This is a genomic window from Gracilimonas sp. (genome assembly GCF_017641085.1).
Taxonomy (GTDB): Bacteria; Bacteroidota; Rhodothermia; order Balneolales; family Balneolaceae; genus Gracilimonas.
In genome coordinates this window covers 313,677-331,391 of the sequence record NZ_JAEPPI010000003.1, presented here as the reverse complement: position 1 = coordinate 331,391, position 17,715 = coordinate 313,677, and the positions used below count along the sequence as shown (strand labels likewise).

Here is a 17,715-nt window from a genome sequence, read left to right as displayed (position 1 = left end):
TATGGCATAACTAAATATGCCATAACTTATTGAATGGCCATTAATTTCTTAATGCCCGTGATGAGCCGTGGTTCTGAATAATCTTCCAGCTGCCATCCATTTTTTTAAGCACGGAGGTAGCCACGCCCTGCCGCTCGATGGTGCGGCTGTTCTCTCCGCCGGTAACAATTTTATAGTTGTAGGTTTCGTAGGCTACGGCTACGTCACCCTCCATCCGTACATTAACCATGTAATCGCTGAAGGTAAATTCCTCGAAATGATCCAGTTCCGGCCCGATATGATGGTCAAGATATTCCTGATACGTTCCTTCGAAGCTTCCATTTTCGAAAATATGGGCCTTTTCCCCAAACAGTTTTTGGGTGTCGCTAACATCCAGGTTTTGGAGGGCATTCTTATAGCTTTTTAATACTTCCTTTACGGCTTCCACATCCGGGGAATTTGTCATTTCTATCTTATCATGACTATGATTTCCGTGATCTTCATCCTGGGCATAAAGCAGGCTGGCTGTCAAAATCAGGCATAAGGTTAGGGTAAGTTTTTTCATAATATATTGGATTTGGTTAGTTGATTTATGAGTTGTGTAGTTTAAAGTACATGTAAGTACAATTTTAAAAAAAAGTTTTGTTATTACGAACCGGTTGGAGTTTGGGTAGAATCATTTAAAAAGCCGGGTGCCAATTGGTTAATTTTTGTCTTCAGGATGTCTGCCTTATTTGTTTGCCCGGCCGCTTTATAATTCAAATAACGATAATACAGCAGGCCAACCGTTACATAACGCATTTCGTTTTGAGGAAGATTAGATAAGTATGGATCTTCTTCCGGTGGAAGATTTTTGGATAATGACGTTAATAATTTTTCCAATTCCATTCCAACCATATAGGTTCCGTCTCCGGCATTGGCCCGCTGTGACAAAATGGGGGCCTTAAATTCGATGGTGCGCTGGTCATCGGTATTCAGCTCTGTTTCTGAAAGCTGCTGTTCAATAGCATCCAGATTTCCCAGATAAAACAGGCCTGTCATGTGCTCGGCTGGTGAACTGTCTTTGCTGCCAACCACACGGGCAATATTTCGTTCGAGAACTTCCTGGTCAAGTTGTGATCCTTTTTGCTGGCCAATAAGTGCAATGCTGGCCCTCGACCCCGAAAAATCTGCCCGCCACAAGGTTACCTCCGGGAATACCGTATTAAAGGTTGCGGCTATTGTTTCAAAACCTTCCGGGGTTAACTGGTAAAGAGGCAGCCATTGTGCAAAAATGCCGCCTGGTTTCAGTTGTTCTTTTGCCATTTGAAAATGTTCCAGGCTATATAAACTGCCTGTACCGGCATGCCAGGGTGTAAACAGGTCGCCCACAATAACATCAAATTTTTCTTTGGTGCCCAGCAGATAGTTGCGTGCGTCGTCAGCTACAATTTCAACCCGGGAATCGCTGAATAATCCATTTAGCCAGGGGGTAAAATAACTTTCAGCCGCTGTTATAACGTTAGATACCAGTTCTACTGCTACAACCCGATCAACGCTATGATTGAGAGCAGCCCCGGCGGTAATACCCGTGCCCATCCCCAAAAATAAAACTTGCTCCGGGTCGGGGTGAAGTAAAAGCGGAATGTGGCCCTGCATCTGCTCAACCAGTGTTGAGCGGGTATCTCCGAGTACATAAAAATTGTCGAGCCGCATTTGAATATTCTCATTTGATTGCACAACAGAAACAACACCATCGGTTGACTGCCAGGTATTCAACAAGCGTTCGCCCTTTTCCAGATGTACGAGCGGCGGGTTTGTCATCACCGTTGCAACTATGATTCCGGCGACAGGCAGAGCCATCCATCGCAGGCTTTTGGGTGCTGGGATAGAAAAAGCAATTAATAGTCCCAGGGCACCGTATATGACGGCCACAATTTTGATGCTTCCCCACAGGCCGATGGCATCGAGTATAAAAAAGCCTGTAAGAATAGGGCCAATAGTGCTGCCTATTGAATTACATAACACAAGCAGTCCCACAAATTGTCCGGATTCTTTGCTTGTTTTGGGTGAAGCTTTAAGCAGGTACGGGAAAACGGTGCCAAGAATCAGCGTTGGAGGAAAAACCACCAGAAAGCCCATTTTAAAAACAGCTCCCAGATATCCAGTCCAGGAAGCATCGCCGGCCACATAACCAAGTCCATCAGTCAGCTTGTTGAAAACGACAGGGGATAGTGCAACCAAAATTGCCCCGGCAGAAAGCAACACCAGTAAAGTGGGAAGAGGCCGGAAGTTAAAACGAACAAGCAGATGCGATAAAAACCCCCCGCATCCCAGGGCTATGAGAAATACAACCAATATAGCCGAGAAAGAATAGACCGAATTTTGTAATACCTGGGCGAACATCTTAATCCATGCGGTTTCTGCGGATAGAGCCAGCAGGCCCGATGTAAATGCTAAAGTAATCATCAAGGAGTAGTTCAGCCTTAGTGCAGAATTTTTTGATGCCCCTGAATTGCCCTTTTTAGTGGCGGTACTGCGCGTTTTATCGGCCTGCTTGAATTCTGAATTCATAGCAGTTAGGATATCCAGAATAATTGCGGCGAGACCGACCGCTGCTGCCAGGGCAACCGCTAAGGCATAGGTGGTATTTACTCCATACCGTGAGAGAAGAATAAAACCGGCTAAAAAAGCTCCTAAAGAGGCACCGATGGTATTTAAAGCATATAGCAATGTACCTCGTATTTCGAGCTGCCGCCGCTTTTTACCAACATATTGTGCCAGTACCGGAAATGTACCGCCCATAAGTATGGTAGGAAATAACAGGAGGGTAATACTAAACATGAATTTTAAAAAGGTGAGCATTCCGCTCTGCCCGTCAAGAAAAGAAACCAGTGTGGCATAATAATTTTCATAGAAATCAAGGCCCGGTATAAACAGCAAGGCGGTTATGGCAATACCAATCTCCATGAGGCCATATAACCTCAACGGCCGTTTCAGTTTTGCCGAGGCATTGCCCCAAACCCATCCGCCAATAGCTAAGCCAAGAAAAAATGCAGCAAGTGTGGCAGCCGTTGCGTAGGCCGCATTGCCAAATACCAATCCCAGGCGGTACATCCAAACTACTTGCAAAATTAAACCCGCTGCCCCTGAAAGAAAGAATAAGCCGGTTACGACAGAGAAATAATTGGAAACGAGAGATTTAGAAATAGGAAGTTGATTAGTTTGACTTGACACTATCGTCCGATCCGCTGGTTAAGATTTGCTAAAGGATAGCTTAGAAATAAAAAGGGGGCAATTCCAGCCCCCTTTGCTTCATTGAATTGAGTGTATAATAGTTATGGATTTCGATCCAGGCAACCTTGAAAGTTGGGATTGTTTTCTTCTGATTGAGGAACCGGAAAGTTGACGTTATCTTCATATACACCGCCTTTGATATAATCTCCCCACGGAAACACATCGGAAACCTGCTCTCCATACACGCGCACCATCCTTCGAAGATCACCCTGACGATGACCTGTGCTGAAAAGCCAGAAAGCACGTTCACTGAAATGATAAGACCGAAGTTCGTCTGCATCCATAGCCGATAAATCATCTTCCGGGAGGCCTACGGTAGCTCGCAGAGCATTGTGGATATCTTCCACTTCCTGATTATTACCGGCCTGCATGGCTGCTTCGGCTTCAATCAAACGAGCCTCTATCCCTGAAGCCAAAGTAACCGGGTCGCTTGGAGTGCTGAATTTGAGTTGATTGAAGTACGGTGTTATATCATCCTGCCCATCTACGCCATTATCTTCCCAGGGAATACGGGGATCATTAGCAGAACGAAAATTCAATCCGTTCCCGCCCTTGCCGTCAGCGATAGATAATTGACGGCGGACTGTGCTTAAGACATATATTCCGTTCTCCTGCCGTCGGCTGTTATCGGAATGCTCAATGTTATAAACGAAATCGGTAGGCACAGAACTAACCGTATTGGCTGCATCACTAATTAGGCCCAGCCCGAGTTGGGCGCGGGCTTTGCCTAAAAGGGCAAGATTGGCAAAGTCGGAACCGGCACCCGCACTGGCTGAGGCACCATCAAAATGGGTTATTGCCGTATTAAACATTTGCTCGGTCGTCAGCGGTTCCCCGAATTCAAATCCTCCATCAGGGGATACCTTACTAAAAGGAACGCCGGAGCAAAAAGTTTCTGCAAACATGAGGTATATATAGCCTATAACGCTGTGCATTTCACTCTCTACGGAAGGCAGGTTCCCAAATTCGGTTACCGCATCTAAGGTTGTTGCAGCGGACGCCCGGGATCTGTGCAGGTTTCCGTAAATCATATCCATTTCACCGTTTGAATTCTGGAGATTTCGGGTGTCTGCTTCACGCCGGGTGGGGAAGGTTCCGGAATAATCATATTCGTCCGTCATAAGGACGCTCATAGTTATTAAACCCGGAGTGGCACCATGCCCTGCTCCTGAACCGCTCATAGCTACTGCTAAATCACCAAGTGAGCCGGCTCTGAGCGTTTGTATGCCGGCCTCGCTGTTCAATGATTCGGGGGTAACAATATCAGGGTCTGTTACATCCACCATAGAATCACATGCATAGGTACTTAGAGCTATTATAATTGCCGCACCGGCAAAAATAATATACCTCCAAATTTGGTCTCTGTTTTTGACTAATGTATTCATAATATGTTCTCCAAATTAAATTTTTGTATTACTAAAATGTAAGATTTAGGCGTGCCTTCCAGGTTCGGACGGGGGGCTGGCTCATAAATTCTTCGGTAGTGAAATTGGTCTGTCCGGTTGAACTGATTTCAGGATCAAGGCCGGTGTAGTCTGTCCACAAGCCTAAATTATTGCCTGATAAGGTCAGGCTTGCACGGGAAACCCCAAGAGAGTTCAACCATCGTTGCGGTGCGTTAAAAGTTAACGATACTTCACGTAACCTCCAGAAAGAGGCATCTTCCATATAGCCGGCGTAGGTGCCGTTAAATTTAGCAGCAATTGCACGGGCCTGATCTTCCAAAGAGGCATCAGGATCATTTAAGGCTTCAGTATTACTGTTGCCTTGCCGCCACGCTTCTGTATTATTTAACAGGGTTTTGCCTCCGCGATAGTTCATAAGTGCCCGTACTACAATTCTATTGTTGAACACGCCAAGTGTACCTGTAAAAGAAAGATCGGTATCGGCAAATGGAGAACCTTGATAAACGGCCTCACTGCCAACTTCTACTTCATCCCGGCCGATTAGACCATCGCCGTTGGCATCATTGAAGGTATATGATTCATCCCAGTAGCCGCCAAGGCTATATCCTTCTACATGACGCTGATACCCGCTATTAAACAGTATAGGCTCGATGCCTTCACCAAGCTCTTTCAGTTTATTGTCAATAAATGACCCAACGAAATCAAGATCAAAGCTGGTAGAACGCGTTTGGAATACTCTTGTGTATAATGCGAGTTCTAAACCGGTATTTTGGACAGAACCCAGGTTTTCGAAACGTCCATCTCCAACTCCGAGCGATCTCGGTAATTCCCTGAAAATTAACGCATCTTTAGTTTGCTTATTAAAGTAGGTTATCTCCAGATTTACACGATCGGTAAACAGGGTGGCATCTGCCCCGACTTCTACCTCAGTTGATCGTTCCGGTTTAAGGTCAGGATTCCCCACGCTTCCAAAGGTAACACCGGTTACGTTTTGCCCTCCAACGGTTGCGGCAATCGGGTTGAAATACCTCAGGGCATCATTGGTTCCCGGTTGTACTCCGGAAGCTCCCCAGGCGGCTCTTAGGCGTAATGAAGACAGCCAATTCCCGGTATTATTAAGAAAAGATTCTTCCGAAACCAACCAGGAGGTGCTTATTTTGGGATATACCGCTGCATTGAAATCAGCTCCAAAGGCGCTTCCCCGGTCAATCCGAACAGCCCCGGTAACGAACAACTTATCGCGAAAACCAACCTGTTCTTCCATAAAAGTACCAACCGTGCGTTGCTCTGTGGTTTGTTCCGAACTAACCGTTACGGCAGCTCCTGCAATGGAATTGCTTCCCGCAACCAATTGCCGGCCTTCGGCAAAGGTGCCGCGCGTAAGGGTTTGCAGATACTGAAAGCCTGCAGAAGTACGTGAAGAGAAATCTTCAGAAATCGCCAGGGTATAGGTACCTACTAAATCGAGGGTATAATCAAAGGTCTCGAAACGATTGGAGAAGCGGGCTCCTTGATTATAATCAAGGAAATCAGGGGCTTTACCGGTAGGGAAAAACTGATTGTCCCATCGGGAAGTAAAATCCAACCCTCCGTTGGCACGAACATTCAAATTGTCCATAGGCGTCCACTCCGTTTCCAGGCCGGTAGTAAAGCGGTTGATATTCTGCCTGGTATCAATAGTGAATAATTCTGCAGGGGTAAACTCTCCCCACCCATCGTTTACATCGGGAGTTGCCCGGCCGTTAAGTCCCTGATTGATCAATGCTAAGGCAAAATTATCGTTTAAAGGTAATTCCAATTCACTATTAGTATAGCCAACGGAAAGGTTTGTCTTTAAACTTTCAGAAATCCGGGTGCCAAAATTTCCACGGAAGTTCGCTCTTCTGAGGTTATTAACCGGAAGAACACCTTCATTATCAGAAAAATTACCGGAAAGGAAATAGGTTAATGCTTCCGTACCGCCAGCAACACTCAGGCCAAGCCCATAGTTCTGCCCTGTTCGGAATGGGGATATACGGTCGTCGTTAAGTGGCTGAAAGGAATCAAGAGTACTCTGCGTACAAAGCCCTTCAGCAGCTTCAAAAGTAAAACAAGGATTACCGGAGGCATCCAAAGCCTGATAGTTTTTTGGATAGGTTGTTACATCATTGACTATTCCGGTTTCCGTAAATGCCGACCATTGAGGTTTTCCTGTTCGTCCCCTCTTTGTTGTTATCCGGATTACCCCGTTGGCAGCAACCGAACCATATAAGGTAGCTGCAGAGGGGCCTTTAATAATTTCAATCGATTCAATGTTTTCCGGGTTAATATCGCTTAACCGGGAAGGGGACTGTCCACCGGTTTCAAAGGAGATAGAATTTGGATCGTTGTTAATTCTGACTCCATCAACGTAAATAACAGGTTCATTAGAAAGAGAGGCACTGTTAGACCCGCGAACTCGTATGCGGGAGCCCATTCCGGTTGAGCCGCCGCTTCCCAGGATTTCTACTCCGGCGGCCTGCCCCTGAAGTAAACTTGAAACATCACTAATGGGGCGTGTTTGAACATCCTCAGCAGCATCAATACGGGAAATGGCGTTTCCAATTTCAACCTTTCTGCGTACACCGGTTGCGGTAACTACGAGTTCATCTAAATTTAAAACGGAAGATTCCAGTTGAAAATCAACAGTTGTTTCTCCCCCGGATACATTTACGGATTTACTCATCGCTCTAAAACCCAGGAATCTTGCGGTAATAGTGTATGATCCATCCGGTACATTATTGATAGTATAGTTACCATCTAAATCGGTAGAGGTACCAAGAAGGGGATCTGTATCCTCTACAACAATATTTACACCCGCCAGCGATTCGCCATTTTTAGCATCCGTCACCGTACCGGTAATACTACCTTGAAAAATGACGGGAACAGGCTTCTTCTTAATCACAATTTGTCCGTTGGGGGATGCAACCATGTCCAGCCCCGTATTTTCCAATACTTGTTCAAGAGCTTTTTTAACCGTAATACCCTCCTCAACTACAGTTATTTTTTGAATGGGTATGATTAGTTTGTTATAAGCCAGCCTTATGTTTCCTTCTTTAGCTATCATTTGAAGCGCGTTTTCAACAGACACTTCTTTTAAATCAAGCGAAATTTTTTGCTCATAAGGTGAATTATATTGATAGTTTTGATCGTACCGCGACAGGGAAACAAACTGTCTGCTTTGATCTTGTGCATAAATATCTGACACCAGCGAGAGTACCAACCATGCCGGCAACAATAGAATAAGTAGCTTTAGTTTTTTCATAGGTATATTGTTGATAGGTTACTGTTATTGTTGAAAAGTAAAAGATCTGTCATTTTTCACATATGTCAGGTCCAGGGATATTGCTATAGCGTCAAGGACCTCTTCCAGTGGCTGTCGAAGGTTAAACGCAGCCGTAAGTTTACGCTCTTTAATTGCAGTATCTTCAATATTAAAAGACAGGCCATACCACCGTTCGAGCCTGATTACTACTTTACTTAAGGGTTGATTGTCAAAAACCAATTTTCCATCCATCCAGCCCATGTAATTATTTAAGTTTACTTTTTGAACCGTCAAAAGGTGGTCTGCTGAGTATTTTCCAAGCTCTCCGGGTTTTATTAACACCTGTTTGTCAGACTCATGTGCCTGTAAACCAACACTTCCTTCAACTACAACTACGCGTACGTCTTCATCTCCGGGATAGAAAATAATGTTGAATTGTGTACCTACAACTTCGGTTGTTGTTTCCCCAACATGAACTTTAAAGGGCCGGTCAGGGTTAGAAGCCACATCAAAAAAAGCTTCCCCTTCCAGATAAACTTCTCGTGAACCGGCTTGATATTGAGGAGAAAGGCGAATTTTACTATCTGCTGCCAGGGTAATTAAAGTTCCGTCGCTAAGCTGGAATCTCTTTTGTTCTCCCTTTTTGGCAACCAGTTCTTTTTGCACCTGCTCTTGTTGTGGTTTGCTGCTGGTAGTTACATCAGGCCGGTAAAGCAGAATACCCGTGGCTGCACTAATTACAACAACGGCGGCCACACGAATCATGTAATTTAAAGAACGTTTATTGGGCCGGCTTTTCATTTTATTTACCGTGCGGCTTTTCCCGGTTGCCTCCATCTCATCCATGTCTTCCAGCCTCTGGCGAACATCATCCCATGCTTTATCCATATTCCAGGCTCCCGCCTTTTTGCCCGATATGTTCCATGCCATACGGGCTTCCTCCACTAATTTTTTATAGGTTTCGTCAGACTCCATTTTATTTTTTAATCGCTTGCTTTCCTCGATACTGCTGTTTCCGGAAACATATCTGGCTATCTCAGCCCACTCTATGTTTTTATGCATGTAAAAATTCCATGTTTTTAAATTGCTGTCTCTATTATTAATACAACTGTATATACCAATACCCCTACAAAAAAAAGAAATTTTTGTGGTCAGCAGGTGTACTGTTAAATTGTTGGGAGAATTTAGACGGTCTAACCCTTTTTCTTTTGTCTTACAATGGCGTTATCTCTGATACAGGGTAAAAAGATAAAAGAAGAACGAGGCTTTAAAATGGGTTTAGTTTATCTCAATCTCTGTTCCAGCCTGCTTCTAAGGTGTCGTAAGGATCTTCCCATTTGGGTTTCAACGGTTTTAACAGAAATGCCCAGAGTTTTAGAAATTTCCACGTAGGTAAGCCCATGATCACGGCTAAGCTGAAAAATTTCGCGTCTTTTTTCGGGAAGTTTTTGAATGGCTTCCTGTAACCATTTATTCATTTCTTCGAAGTTAGCTCTTTTCTCTGTCGGAGAAAAAGGACTTGGTGTGTCACTTAAGGCCTCTTCTTGTTTCCAATCGTCCACTATCTTTTTGTGTTTAAGGTAGTTCAATGATTGATTGCGGACCGCCGTATATAGATAAGCCTGAATGGTTCCCTGCGGATTCCAATCTTTTCTTATCTCCCATATCTTTACAAAAACTTCCTGTACCTGATCTTCGGCGGCCTGGTGATTTTTCACATACTTTTGTGCATAATCACACAACAAAGCATAATAACTTCTGAACAAACTTTCGAACGCACGCTTATCTCCCCGTTGTATTTTTTTGATTAATGATTGATCAGACAACCGCATTGTACTTAAACTTCTATTTAAGACTTAGCCAGCAAATTTGTTAAACAGGCTTAAGCTAACAGAGAAATCTTAAATTAAGCTTAAATTCCTTGTTAGAATTCAGAGAGAGGGTGTTTCTAACGGAAAGTTTTAGCCCGCATTTCTCACCAAGAAATTTAGTTGAGGGCAAGGCGTCCAGGAAATGGTGGCTGAAACGTACCTGAGTACGTTGAGCAAACGATTTTCGGGACAACGCAGCCCACGGACAAATTTCGCAGCGTCTGACAGAGTGTTTTGGGGGCTGTCACTGAAAATCCAGATTAAAAACATTCACAATCAAATAGTTAGATTTTTTCATAATTATTTCTGTGAGAAATGCGGGTTAGGAAAGAATGGGTTGTAAGGCTCACCAGATTTATAATGGGAATAACCTGTTGCCCGATTATTCCCATTTTAATGGTGCTTTATTCAGCCAGAGTAAAGGGGATATTGATTTTCAGCTTAATGTTGCGGCCGGGGTTAAGAGCATATTCCTTATACCGGCTCAGGTGCGAACGGTAGGCCTCGTTAAGCAGGTTTTCAGCCTGTAAAATAATGTTTAGTTTTTTAGAGCCCATCTGCAGCTTACCCCCTATGCCCAGGTTTAAAAGGGTGTAGCCGGCGGTTGGGGTCTCAAATCCGGCTATACGATCTTGTCTGGCAAAGATCTGGGTATCTACGCTAAGGTACGGTTCGTATAAAAAACCAAATTTAGGCTGTGTAAACCTGGCACCCAGCTTCAACTGGTCTGTGGGCATCAGCGGTAAGGGGTCGTCAATACGCTGATTGGCACCCCTTACAATACTGTATCCGCCTGACAGAATTAACCACGGGAACGTCTGAGCCTGAAGAGAATACTCCAATCCGTAAATGCGGGCGTTGGCCTGCGAGTATTGGTATTCTCTGAACCCTGACCCGGGATCAAATTCGTTGGTCGGATTTGGAAATATGTAGTCATTGATCCGGTTGTTATAAACCGAAAACTCACTCTGAAAAATTCCGGAAATGTATCGTAAAGAAGCATCAATATTTAGCGATGACTCCGGAACCAGGTCATCGTCGCCGATTTCGTACCGGGCTGTGCCTTCGTGTACCCCATCTACATATAGCTCAAACGCCGTAGGCGCCCTCCACGCTCTTCCTAAATTTACGGATAAGGCAAAAGGATCGGTAATCCGCCATACTACACCCAGGTTACCACTGAGTGCATTATAATTTTTTTCTTGCCTTTCCACATTAAGCTCCGGTGTAGCTCCGGTATTCAGGCTTCGATTGTCAAACCTAAACCCGGCTGAAATGATTAAGGGATCCATTTTCAACTCTTCATAGATGAACCCGGCAATATTATAGAGCACGTATTCCGGTATCAGTTTTTCTTCGGCAAGCGTCTGATTGCGCTGAGCCATACCGGAGATACCAACGGTTCCGATCAAATTACCCACGGGCTTGTGGTGCAATTTTATATCGGTTGTACCGGTTCTAAGCAGCAGGTTTAACTCCGGGTCGGCTGCACCAGATTCTACAAATTCTTTACGGTTATTATTTTGATAGGCCGCCTGAGCTTCCAGCCTGAAACCCGGAAAATGCAGATCAAGGCCCGACTGAACCCGGTCGTGTATTACACTTTGGTAAGGGGTTGCATCCGGTTCTTCCGCCGGATTTTCAAAAATTTCAATCCGCTGGCCTACCCGGGAGTAATCGAGCGAAAGTTCGCCCCATTGCTGTTTCGTGCCCAACGCAAAACTACCGTTTGTTTCTTCTACACCTGTATTCTTCAGTGTTCCCCGGGCTGTTTCAATATTGCCCGAATTCCGCTTGGTGAAAGTGCCCCGGTACCCAATAACGCCCTGTGCACCCGACAGAGCCAAAGAACCACCCAGCAAGTTGTTATTGGAATACCCGCTCAGATTGATCTTGCCGTCCAGCAAAGGATCGTTTTCCGTTGTGGGTAAATCGGGTTTGATGACGTTTACGACACCTCCCAGAGCGTCCGAACCATATAAGACACTGCTGGGGCCTTTTACCACTTCAATACGTTGGGCACTGTAAGGGTCTATTTCAGGAGAATGTTCATCTCCCCACTGCTGCCCCTCCTGCCGTACTCCATTCACAAGAACGAGAACGCGTTGAGAACTTAATCCCCTGATGACCGGTTTAACAATACCGTTGCCGGTTGTGTACGTGTTGACACCCGGAATATCTTCCAGGGATTCCATGATGGCATCGCCCCGGTTTCTGAACAGCTGTTCTTCATCCAGTGAAGCTACGGATTGGGACGTACTCAATACATCGGTGGGCTGCGGATTTGAAGTAACAGTTATACCGGGCAGATTGAGTGATGTTTGCTCCATTACAATACGGATGGGCTGTTCAACTGTAGAAAGGTTAATTTTTCTGATTTCGGTTTTGTATCCTAAAAATGAAAATTGAACCGTAAAAACGGACTGTTGAAGGTTCGTTAACCTGAAGGCCCCGTTTATATCGGTTATGGCTCCTTTATGAATAGCCGGTATATGAACCTGTACGCCCGGCATGGGAATATTTGTTTCGTCATAAACAATTCCAGACAACGATTGAGCATGGAGGGTACCGCTCAGAAATGAAAGAAAAAGAAAAAATAAAACTCCAGTATTAAATAATTTCATGGCTTTAAGCTGAATGTAAAAAAATGAACAGGTTAGCCTATTTATAAAATTAAGCCACATGATTGAAGAAATATCATCCATCATGTGTTTATATAAATAAGATTGAAAAGAAAGAAGTTAGCTCGAAGCGGGAGGAGACCGGCCTGAAACCGGGTTTTGGAAGTATGACAGAAAAGCTAATGAAGCTGAGCCCTGGATAAAGGTTGATTTGGCCAGAACCTGTGTGGAAGATACAGCCGGAACCGAACCGGCTTTAAACAGATAGCCGCAAACAGGACATTGCGAAGAATCGACTGTTAATGTATGTCCGGTATCAGCATGCTTTATCGAACGGTTCCATTGAATATCATGATGGGAATGGAATGTGGAAACAGTGAGGCTGACAGTGGTAATCAGAATCAACAATAAGTTAAGATATGTGAATAGTATATTTGTCAACCAGATATCTATTTTTGGGATGTAAAAATGCTGAAGTGAATGGGAGTAAAATATCACTAATTTGTAATACCCCAAAATTGAAGCTGAAGCAGTGATGGCCTGATTATGGTACTGCCTTAGTTAACAGGGAGCTTGGAGTCAGTTGAAAATGTCTTAGTTTATAATCGAGGGTCTTTTAATTTCATGCTTAGAAGTCTTTCAAAACAGTGGGCGGCCATATGATTTGAATCTAAACACAATTTGAAGTTTCCGTTCTTATGATTCCTTGAGAGTGACAAACCTGCCAGTTCTCAAAAACTATCAGCATACGGATAGAGCTTGTTTCGACCACTGCCGGGCCTAGAATAACGTAATCTTGAGATTTTTCAGAGACTTCGCTTATCAAATGCAACGCTACAGTTACCGTTAACTTTATTTGAATTTTTTGAAGTTAAAAGATGTTTAATAATTGCAATTTCAATTAAAAAAAGAGAACAAATGGGACGCTTAGATAATAAAGTGGCACTTGTAACTGGAGGAGCTGGAGGCATTGGTTCAACCACAGCAGAATTATTCGTTAAAGAAGGTGCCTCAGTGATGTTAGCTGATGTAGACGAAGAAGCATTGAAAGAAATCAGTGAAAAAATTGGGGAGCCTGATCGCGTTAATTATATAACATGCGATGTTTCTTCTTTGGAAGACAATAGAAAAGCCGTTCAGAAAACTGTTGAAGCATTTGGAGGATTAGACATACTACTGGCTAATGCGGGTATCGAAGGAGAGGTGAAGTCCATTGTAGATTACCCAGCTGATACTTTTGATAAGGTCATTGACATCAATGTAAAGGGGCCGTTTTATGCCATCAAAAGTGCGTTTCCAGAAATTGAGAAACGAAATGGAGGGAGTATCATAATTACATCTTCTGTAGCGGGGCTCATGGGAACGGGAAATATGTCAGCATATACGACAAGCAAACATGCAGTAATTGGGCTAATGCGTGAAGCCGCTAAAGAAGGAGCTCCAAAAAACATTAGAGTGAATACGGTAAATCCTGCTCCAGTAGATAATCGAATGATGCGATCTTTGGAAAGCGGATTTTCGCCTGATAATGCAGATCAGGCTAAAGAACAGTTTGAATCCATGATTCCACTGAAGAGGTATGCGGATAATCAAGACGTTGCAAATATGATGCTGTTCCTAGCGAGCGATGAAAGTAGTTACGTCACAGGTACTATTAATCCCGTTGACGGTGGCATGACTTCCTAATCAGAATACCCCATTTTACTTGAATTTGAACGATAACCATTTAATGGGCACGCAAAAAAAATGCGCCCGGCCGTATCAGAACCGGGCGCACATTTTTGGGGTACAAATAAATGTCAGGGAAATTGTGCTATTGGTGTTTCTTTCATTATTGATCTAACCGGTGTTTGCTTAACCGCTGAAAAATTTTCCGGGAATTAAAACCACATGCGAACGCCGCCAACAAGGCCAAAGGCACTTACATCTCCATCTTCTAGACGGGCAAAGTCAGCGGTGCTACCAAGTTTTTGGTTCCACGATATACCCACATAAGGAGCAAACTCACGTCGGATCTCATACCTGAGTCTAAAACCAAGCTGAACATTATTAATACCAGAACCGACCCCCCATTCTTCAACTTCCTGTAAGGCCAAATTAGTTGCAAAACGTGGTTGTGCAATCAACCTTTGTGTTACTAATAAATCAATTTCCCCTTCAAAAGAAGCAGAAATATCTCCATCTTCACTAAGCTGAAAACTTCCGTCCACTTCGAATAAGTAAGGCGCAAGCCCTTGAATTCCAATGACAGCAAAGCCTCTGGAATTATCTTCTGTATCGTTATAAGCTAAATCATATCTTAAACCGGCCTGAATGTCAAAATAGGAAGTTATAGCACGGCTATATAACCCTTGAAATTCCATTTCGCCTTCACGCTCAGTAGTAAGGGCTTCCCCTTCTGCCTTAAACCAAAATTTATTGATGTCTTTGCCAATATAACCCTGGGCATCCCACACAATCGGACCTGGATCCCCAATTGAGTAAAACTCAAAGCGGTCAGCCTGGAAAAAATAATAGGTTTTATTATCCGGCATGATATCATTACTAAATGGAGGGGCTTTTTGGGCAATTACCGAATTTGTCCCCAATAATAATGAAAACATAAAAAGAGCTAATGCTATTTTTGGTCGAATTTTTTTAATAGTTAAATTCATCAGAGTTAATAGTAATTCAACTTTTATTTTTATTCTTGTTATTGATTTCATCCGTAGATACCTCCATCTTCATCACTTACCTGAACCACTCTAAACATTCCCATTTCCATGTGATACAGAATGTGGCAGTGGAAGGCCCAACGCCCTTTATCGCGTGGAGTTACCAGAGCTGAAATCCTTTGAGCGGGTTGTACTAATAGTGTGTGTTTTCTGGGATTATAGTTGCCATTCCCATTTTCCAGTTCCATCCACATTCCATGTAAGTGAATTGGATGTTCCATCATAGTATCGTTGACCAATGTTAAACGCAGGCGTTCATTGTGTTGAAATTCAATAGGCCCATTAACTTCATGGAATTCTTTTCCATCAAACGACCACATATAACGCTCCATGTTTCCGGTCAGATGCAATTCTACTTCCCGTTCAGGCTGACGCTTATCTATATTTGGTTCAAGACTTTTAAGATCCCTATATACCAGCACTTTTCGCCCATCCTTACCAAGCCCGATGCCAGGTTCATCCAGTCGGTCAAACTGGTAGTTGGCGATAGCCGCGGCACCAATACCATGGTGGTTCGGGCCGTGTTTAACAGGTTCAGCTGCTTTGTTGGTCATCGACATGCCACTGTGATCCATCTTCATATCCCCGTGTCCATCATGGCCCATGCCTTCCATGTTCATGCTACCATCCATATCCATGCCGGCCATATCCATTTTCATTCCCATGTCTTTCATGCTGCGTTCAGGACGTGGCCGTAGCTCGGGCACAGGGGCTTCCATCCCTTCGCGGGGCGCCAGAGTACCACGTGCATAGCCACTTCGATCCAACGATTCAGCAAAGATAGTAAATGGTTTTTCTTCATTGGGTTCGACGATCACATCATAAGTTTCAGCGATGCCGATACGGAATTCATCCACGGGGGTGGGCTCAACATTTTGGCCATCAGCTTGCACAACAGTCATCTTAAGTCCGGGAATGCGTACATCAAACATGGAGCCGGCTGAAGCATTTATAAAACGTAATCGAACTTTTTCATTTTTGTTGAACAAGGCATTCCAATTTGAATCCGGCCCCATCCCGTTCATTAGGTAAGTATAGGTAGCCCCGGTAATATCAGCGAGGTCGGTAGCACTCATTCTCATTTTAGCGAATGAAAGGTAATTCCTCATTGCATCGCCAAAACCATCTTTTTTCACATCTTGGAAGAATTCGCCTAAATCCCGTTGTTGGTAGTTATAGTAACCCTCAGCTTTTTTAAGCTTACTTAGCACTTTATAAGGACTTTCAAACGTCCAGTCAGAAAGTATAACGGGGTATTCACGGTCAAATTCAACCGGGTCTTCATTAGCCGGGTCAATAATCATGGGTCCATAATGCCCCAGTTGTTCCTGTAATTTTGAATGGCTGTGATACCAATACGTTCCATTCTGTTTAACAGGATATTTGTATTCAAAAGTCTCCCCGGGTTTAATTCCATCAAAACTTACTCCGGGAACGCCATCCATCTGAAACGGTAAAATAATGCCATGCCAGTGAATGGAAGTGTCTTCATCCAAATTATTTGTAACACGCAAGAGAACATCTTCTCCTTCTTTTAAGCGGATTAGCGGGCCTGGAACTTTACCATTAATCCCTATTGCTTTTGATTTTTTACCTTCTATTTCAATAGGGATAGATTCAATAGTTAAATCAAGTGTATTTTTAGGGCCTGAAGGAGTCAGTACTTCTTTTTCAATATTAAAATTCTTGAAGGCATATGCAGGAAGAATAGAACTAATACCTGCTACTGCCCCCAAAGAAGCAGTATAGCGAAGGAATTTTCGGCGGGATATAGTTTTCGAATCTTTACTCATTAAATTGAAACTTTTTTGTTAAGAAGAACAAACGCATAAGTTGAACTTATAATAAGTTTTTTAAATATACTCTTCGATTCTGTGCTTTAACATGTAGGAAGTTGACAGTTAACTCATAGGCTTTTAAGCTAATTTGTAATATAAATGGTGAACCTTAAATTAAGCTTAAAGACGAAATGCGTTTGATTGGTGGCGTAGGGAGAAGGATTAATTGGCCATCATCCACACCATAAAGCCAACCATTATTGCACTACTAGCGACCCATGGGAAGGGGTTATACCTATTATATTTGGCAACTGATTCTGAATCCATCAAGTGTGAAGAAATAGAATGAGGTGACGAAGATTTTTTTGTGTTCAAATTTACTATAAAAGTTATTTGATAAGTTCCCGATTCTGCAAATCTATAAGGAATGATCCAGTATCCTTGACGGCTTAAGGTAGGATCGGGTTTAACCGTGGTGGTGGCGAGAGGCAAGCCGGAGTTTCCTGGATTTTGTATTTCCAGGACTACTGATTCAATAGGTGTATTGGTAGTATCCTGAGAGATTGTTTCCAGTTCAAAATGAACTTGTTGACCTGCTTCAGTAGAAGGGAATGTTGCCCGAACCGTCTGATTTGCTACTTGCTGCTCCTTGATCAGATTTGCCTGTTGATCCGCCGGCTGACTGCTGCCATTATTGTAATGGCCGCCCCAGCCCATAGTCATACATCCGTTAAGAAACAGAGGTAATATGATTAGAGAAAGTAAATGAGGAGTTCGAATTTTCATT

General features: G+C 43.6%; 12 protein-coding genes. 1 reads left to right on the top strand and 11 read right to left on the bottom strand.

Annotation, left to right across the window (positions count from 1 at the left end; all coding sequences use genetic code 11):
- Positions 1-40: 40 nt before the first annotated feature.
- The 8 genes from JJ941_RS12465 to JJ941_RS12430 all read right to left on the bottom strand — a co-directional run bounded on the left by JJ941_RS12465 (position 41) and on the right by JJ941_RS12430 (position 12,844).
- Complete coding sequence (locus JJ941_RS12465; protein ID WP_290965747.1) at positions 41-544, bottom strand: nuclear transport factor 2 family protein; 504 nt, start codon at positions 542-544, stop codon at positions 41-43.
- Positions 545-627: 83 nt separating this feature from the next.
- Positions 628-3,090 (bottom strand): fused MFS/spermidine synthase, encoded by a 2,463-nt coding sequence (locus JJ941_RS12460; protein ID WP_290965745.1) that lies wholly within the window; start codon positions 3,088-3,090, stop codon positions 628-630.
- A gap of 206 nt (positions 3,091-3,296) precedes the next feature.
- Positions 3,297-4,640, bottom strand: coding sequence for a RagB/SusD family nutrient uptake outer membrane protein (locus tag JJ941_RS12455; protein ID WP_290965743.1), 1,344 nt, complete (start codon positions 4,638-4,640; stop codon positions 3,297-3,299).
- Between the two features lie 31 nt (positions 4,641-4,671).
- Positions 4,672-7,944 (bottom strand): SusC/RagA family TonB-linked outer membrane protein, encoded by a 3,273-nt coding sequence (locus JJ941_RS12450; RefSeq protein WP_290965740.1) that lies wholly within the window; start codon positions 7,942-7,944, stop codon positions 4,672-4,674.
- Positions 7,945-7,968: 24 nt separating this feature from the next.
- On the bottom strand, positions 7,969-9,006 hold the full coding sequence (locus JJ941_RS12445) for a FecR domain-containing protein (RefSeq protein WP_290965737.1): 1,038 nt from the start codon (positions 9,004-9,006) through the stop codon (positions 7,969-7,971).
- Positions 9,007-9,227: 221 nt separating this feature from the next.
- Positions 9,228-9,776 (bottom strand): RNA polymerase sigma-70 factor, encoded by a 549-nt coding sequence (locus tag JJ941_RS12440; RefSeq protein ID WP_290965734.1) that lies wholly within the window; start codon positions 9,774-9,776, stop codon positions 9,228-9,230.
- A 443-nt stretch (positions 9,777-10,219) separates the two neighbouring features.
- Positions 10,220-12,439, bottom strand: coding sequence for a TonB-dependent receptor (locus tag JJ941_RS12435; protein WP_290965731.1), 2,220 nt, complete (start codon positions 12,437-12,439; stop codon positions 10,220-10,222).
- Between the two features lie 117 nt (positions 12,440-12,556).
- Positions 12,557-12,844, bottom strand: coding sequence for a hypothetical protein (locus JJ941_RS12430; protein ID WP_290965728.1), 288 nt, complete (start codon positions 12,842-12,844; stop codon positions 12,557-12,559).
- Between the two features lie 510 nt (positions 12,845-13,354).
- On the opposite strand from JJ941_RS12430, the gene JJ941_RS12425 reads away from it, so the two are divergent.
- Positions 13,355-14,122, top strand: a complete 768-nt coding sequence (locus JJ941_RS12425; protein ID WP_290965726.1) for an SDR family oxidoreductase — start codon at positions 13,355-13,357, stop codon at positions 14,120-14,122.
- A 194-nt stretch (positions 14,123-14,316) separates the two neighbouring features.
- On the opposite strand, the gene JJ941_RS12420 is transcribed toward JJ941_RS12425, so the two are convergent.
- From JJ941_RS12420 to JJ941_RS12410, 3 genes are all read right to left on the bottom strand, one after another.
- Entirely contained in the window at positions 14,317-15,141 is an 825-nt protein-coding gene (locus JJ941_RS12420; protein ID WP_290965723.1) for a copper resistance protein B, read from the bottom strand.
- Positions 15,138-16,943: a copper resistance system multicopper oxidase gene (locus JJ941_RS12415; RefSeq protein WP_290965720.1), complete on the bottom strand. Its 1,806-nt coding sequence runs from the start codon at positions 16,941-16,943 to the stop codon at positions 15,138-15,140. The genes JJ941_RS12420 and JJ941_RS12415 overlap by 4 nt, the downstream gene beginning before the upstream one ends.
- 207 nt (positions 16,944-17,150) lie before the next feature.
- A complete protein-coding gene (locus JJ941_RS12410; protein ID WP_290965718.1) occupies positions 17,151-17,714 on the bottom strand; it encodes a hypothetical protein in 564 nt (187 codons plus the stop codon).
- Between the last annotated feature and the right edge of the window lies 1 nt (position 17,715).

Bases quoted from the DNA above. Each gene is read 5' to 3' on its own strand.
- JJ941_RS12465 (WP_290965747.1), bottom strand. From the start codon at position 544: ATGAAAAAACTTACCCTAACCTTATGCCTGATTTTGACAGCCAGCCTG.
- JJ941_RS12455 (WP_290965743.1), bottom strand. From the start codon at position 4,640: ATGAATACATTAGTCAAAAACAGAGACCAAATTTGGAGGTATATTATT.
- JJ941_RS12450 (WP_290965740.1), bottom strand. From the start codon at position 7,944: ATGAAAAAACTAAAGCTACTTATTCTATTGTTGCCGGCATGGTTGGTA.
- JJ941_RS12445 (WP_290965737.1), bottom strand. From the start codon at position 9,006: ATGCATAAAAACATAGAGTGGGCTGAGATAGCCAGATATGTTTCCGGA.
- JJ941_RS12440 (WP_290965734.1), bottom strand. From the start codon at position 9,776: ATGCGGTTGTCTGATCAATCATTAATCAAAAAAATACAACGGGGAGAT.
- JJ941_RS12435 (WP_290965731.1), bottom strand. From the start codon at position 12,439: ATGAAATTATTTAATACTGGAGTTTTATTTTTTCTTTTTCTTTCATTT.
- JJ941_RS12425 (WP_290965726.1), top strand. From the start codon at position 13,355: ATGGGACGCTTAGATAATAAAGTGGCACTTGTAACTGGAGGAGCTGGA.
- JJ941_RS12420 (WP_290965723.1), bottom strand. From the start codon at position 15,141: ATGAAATCAATAACAAGAATAAAAATAAAAGTTGAATTACTATTAACT.
- JJ941_RS12415 (WP_290965720.1), bottom strand. From the start codon at position 16,943: ATGAGTAAAGATTCGAAAACTATATCCCGCCGAAAATTCCTTCGCTAT.
- JJ941_RS12410 (WP_290965718.1), bottom strand. From the start codon at position 17,714: ATGAAAATTCGAACTCCTCATTTACTTTCTCTAATCATATTACCTCTG.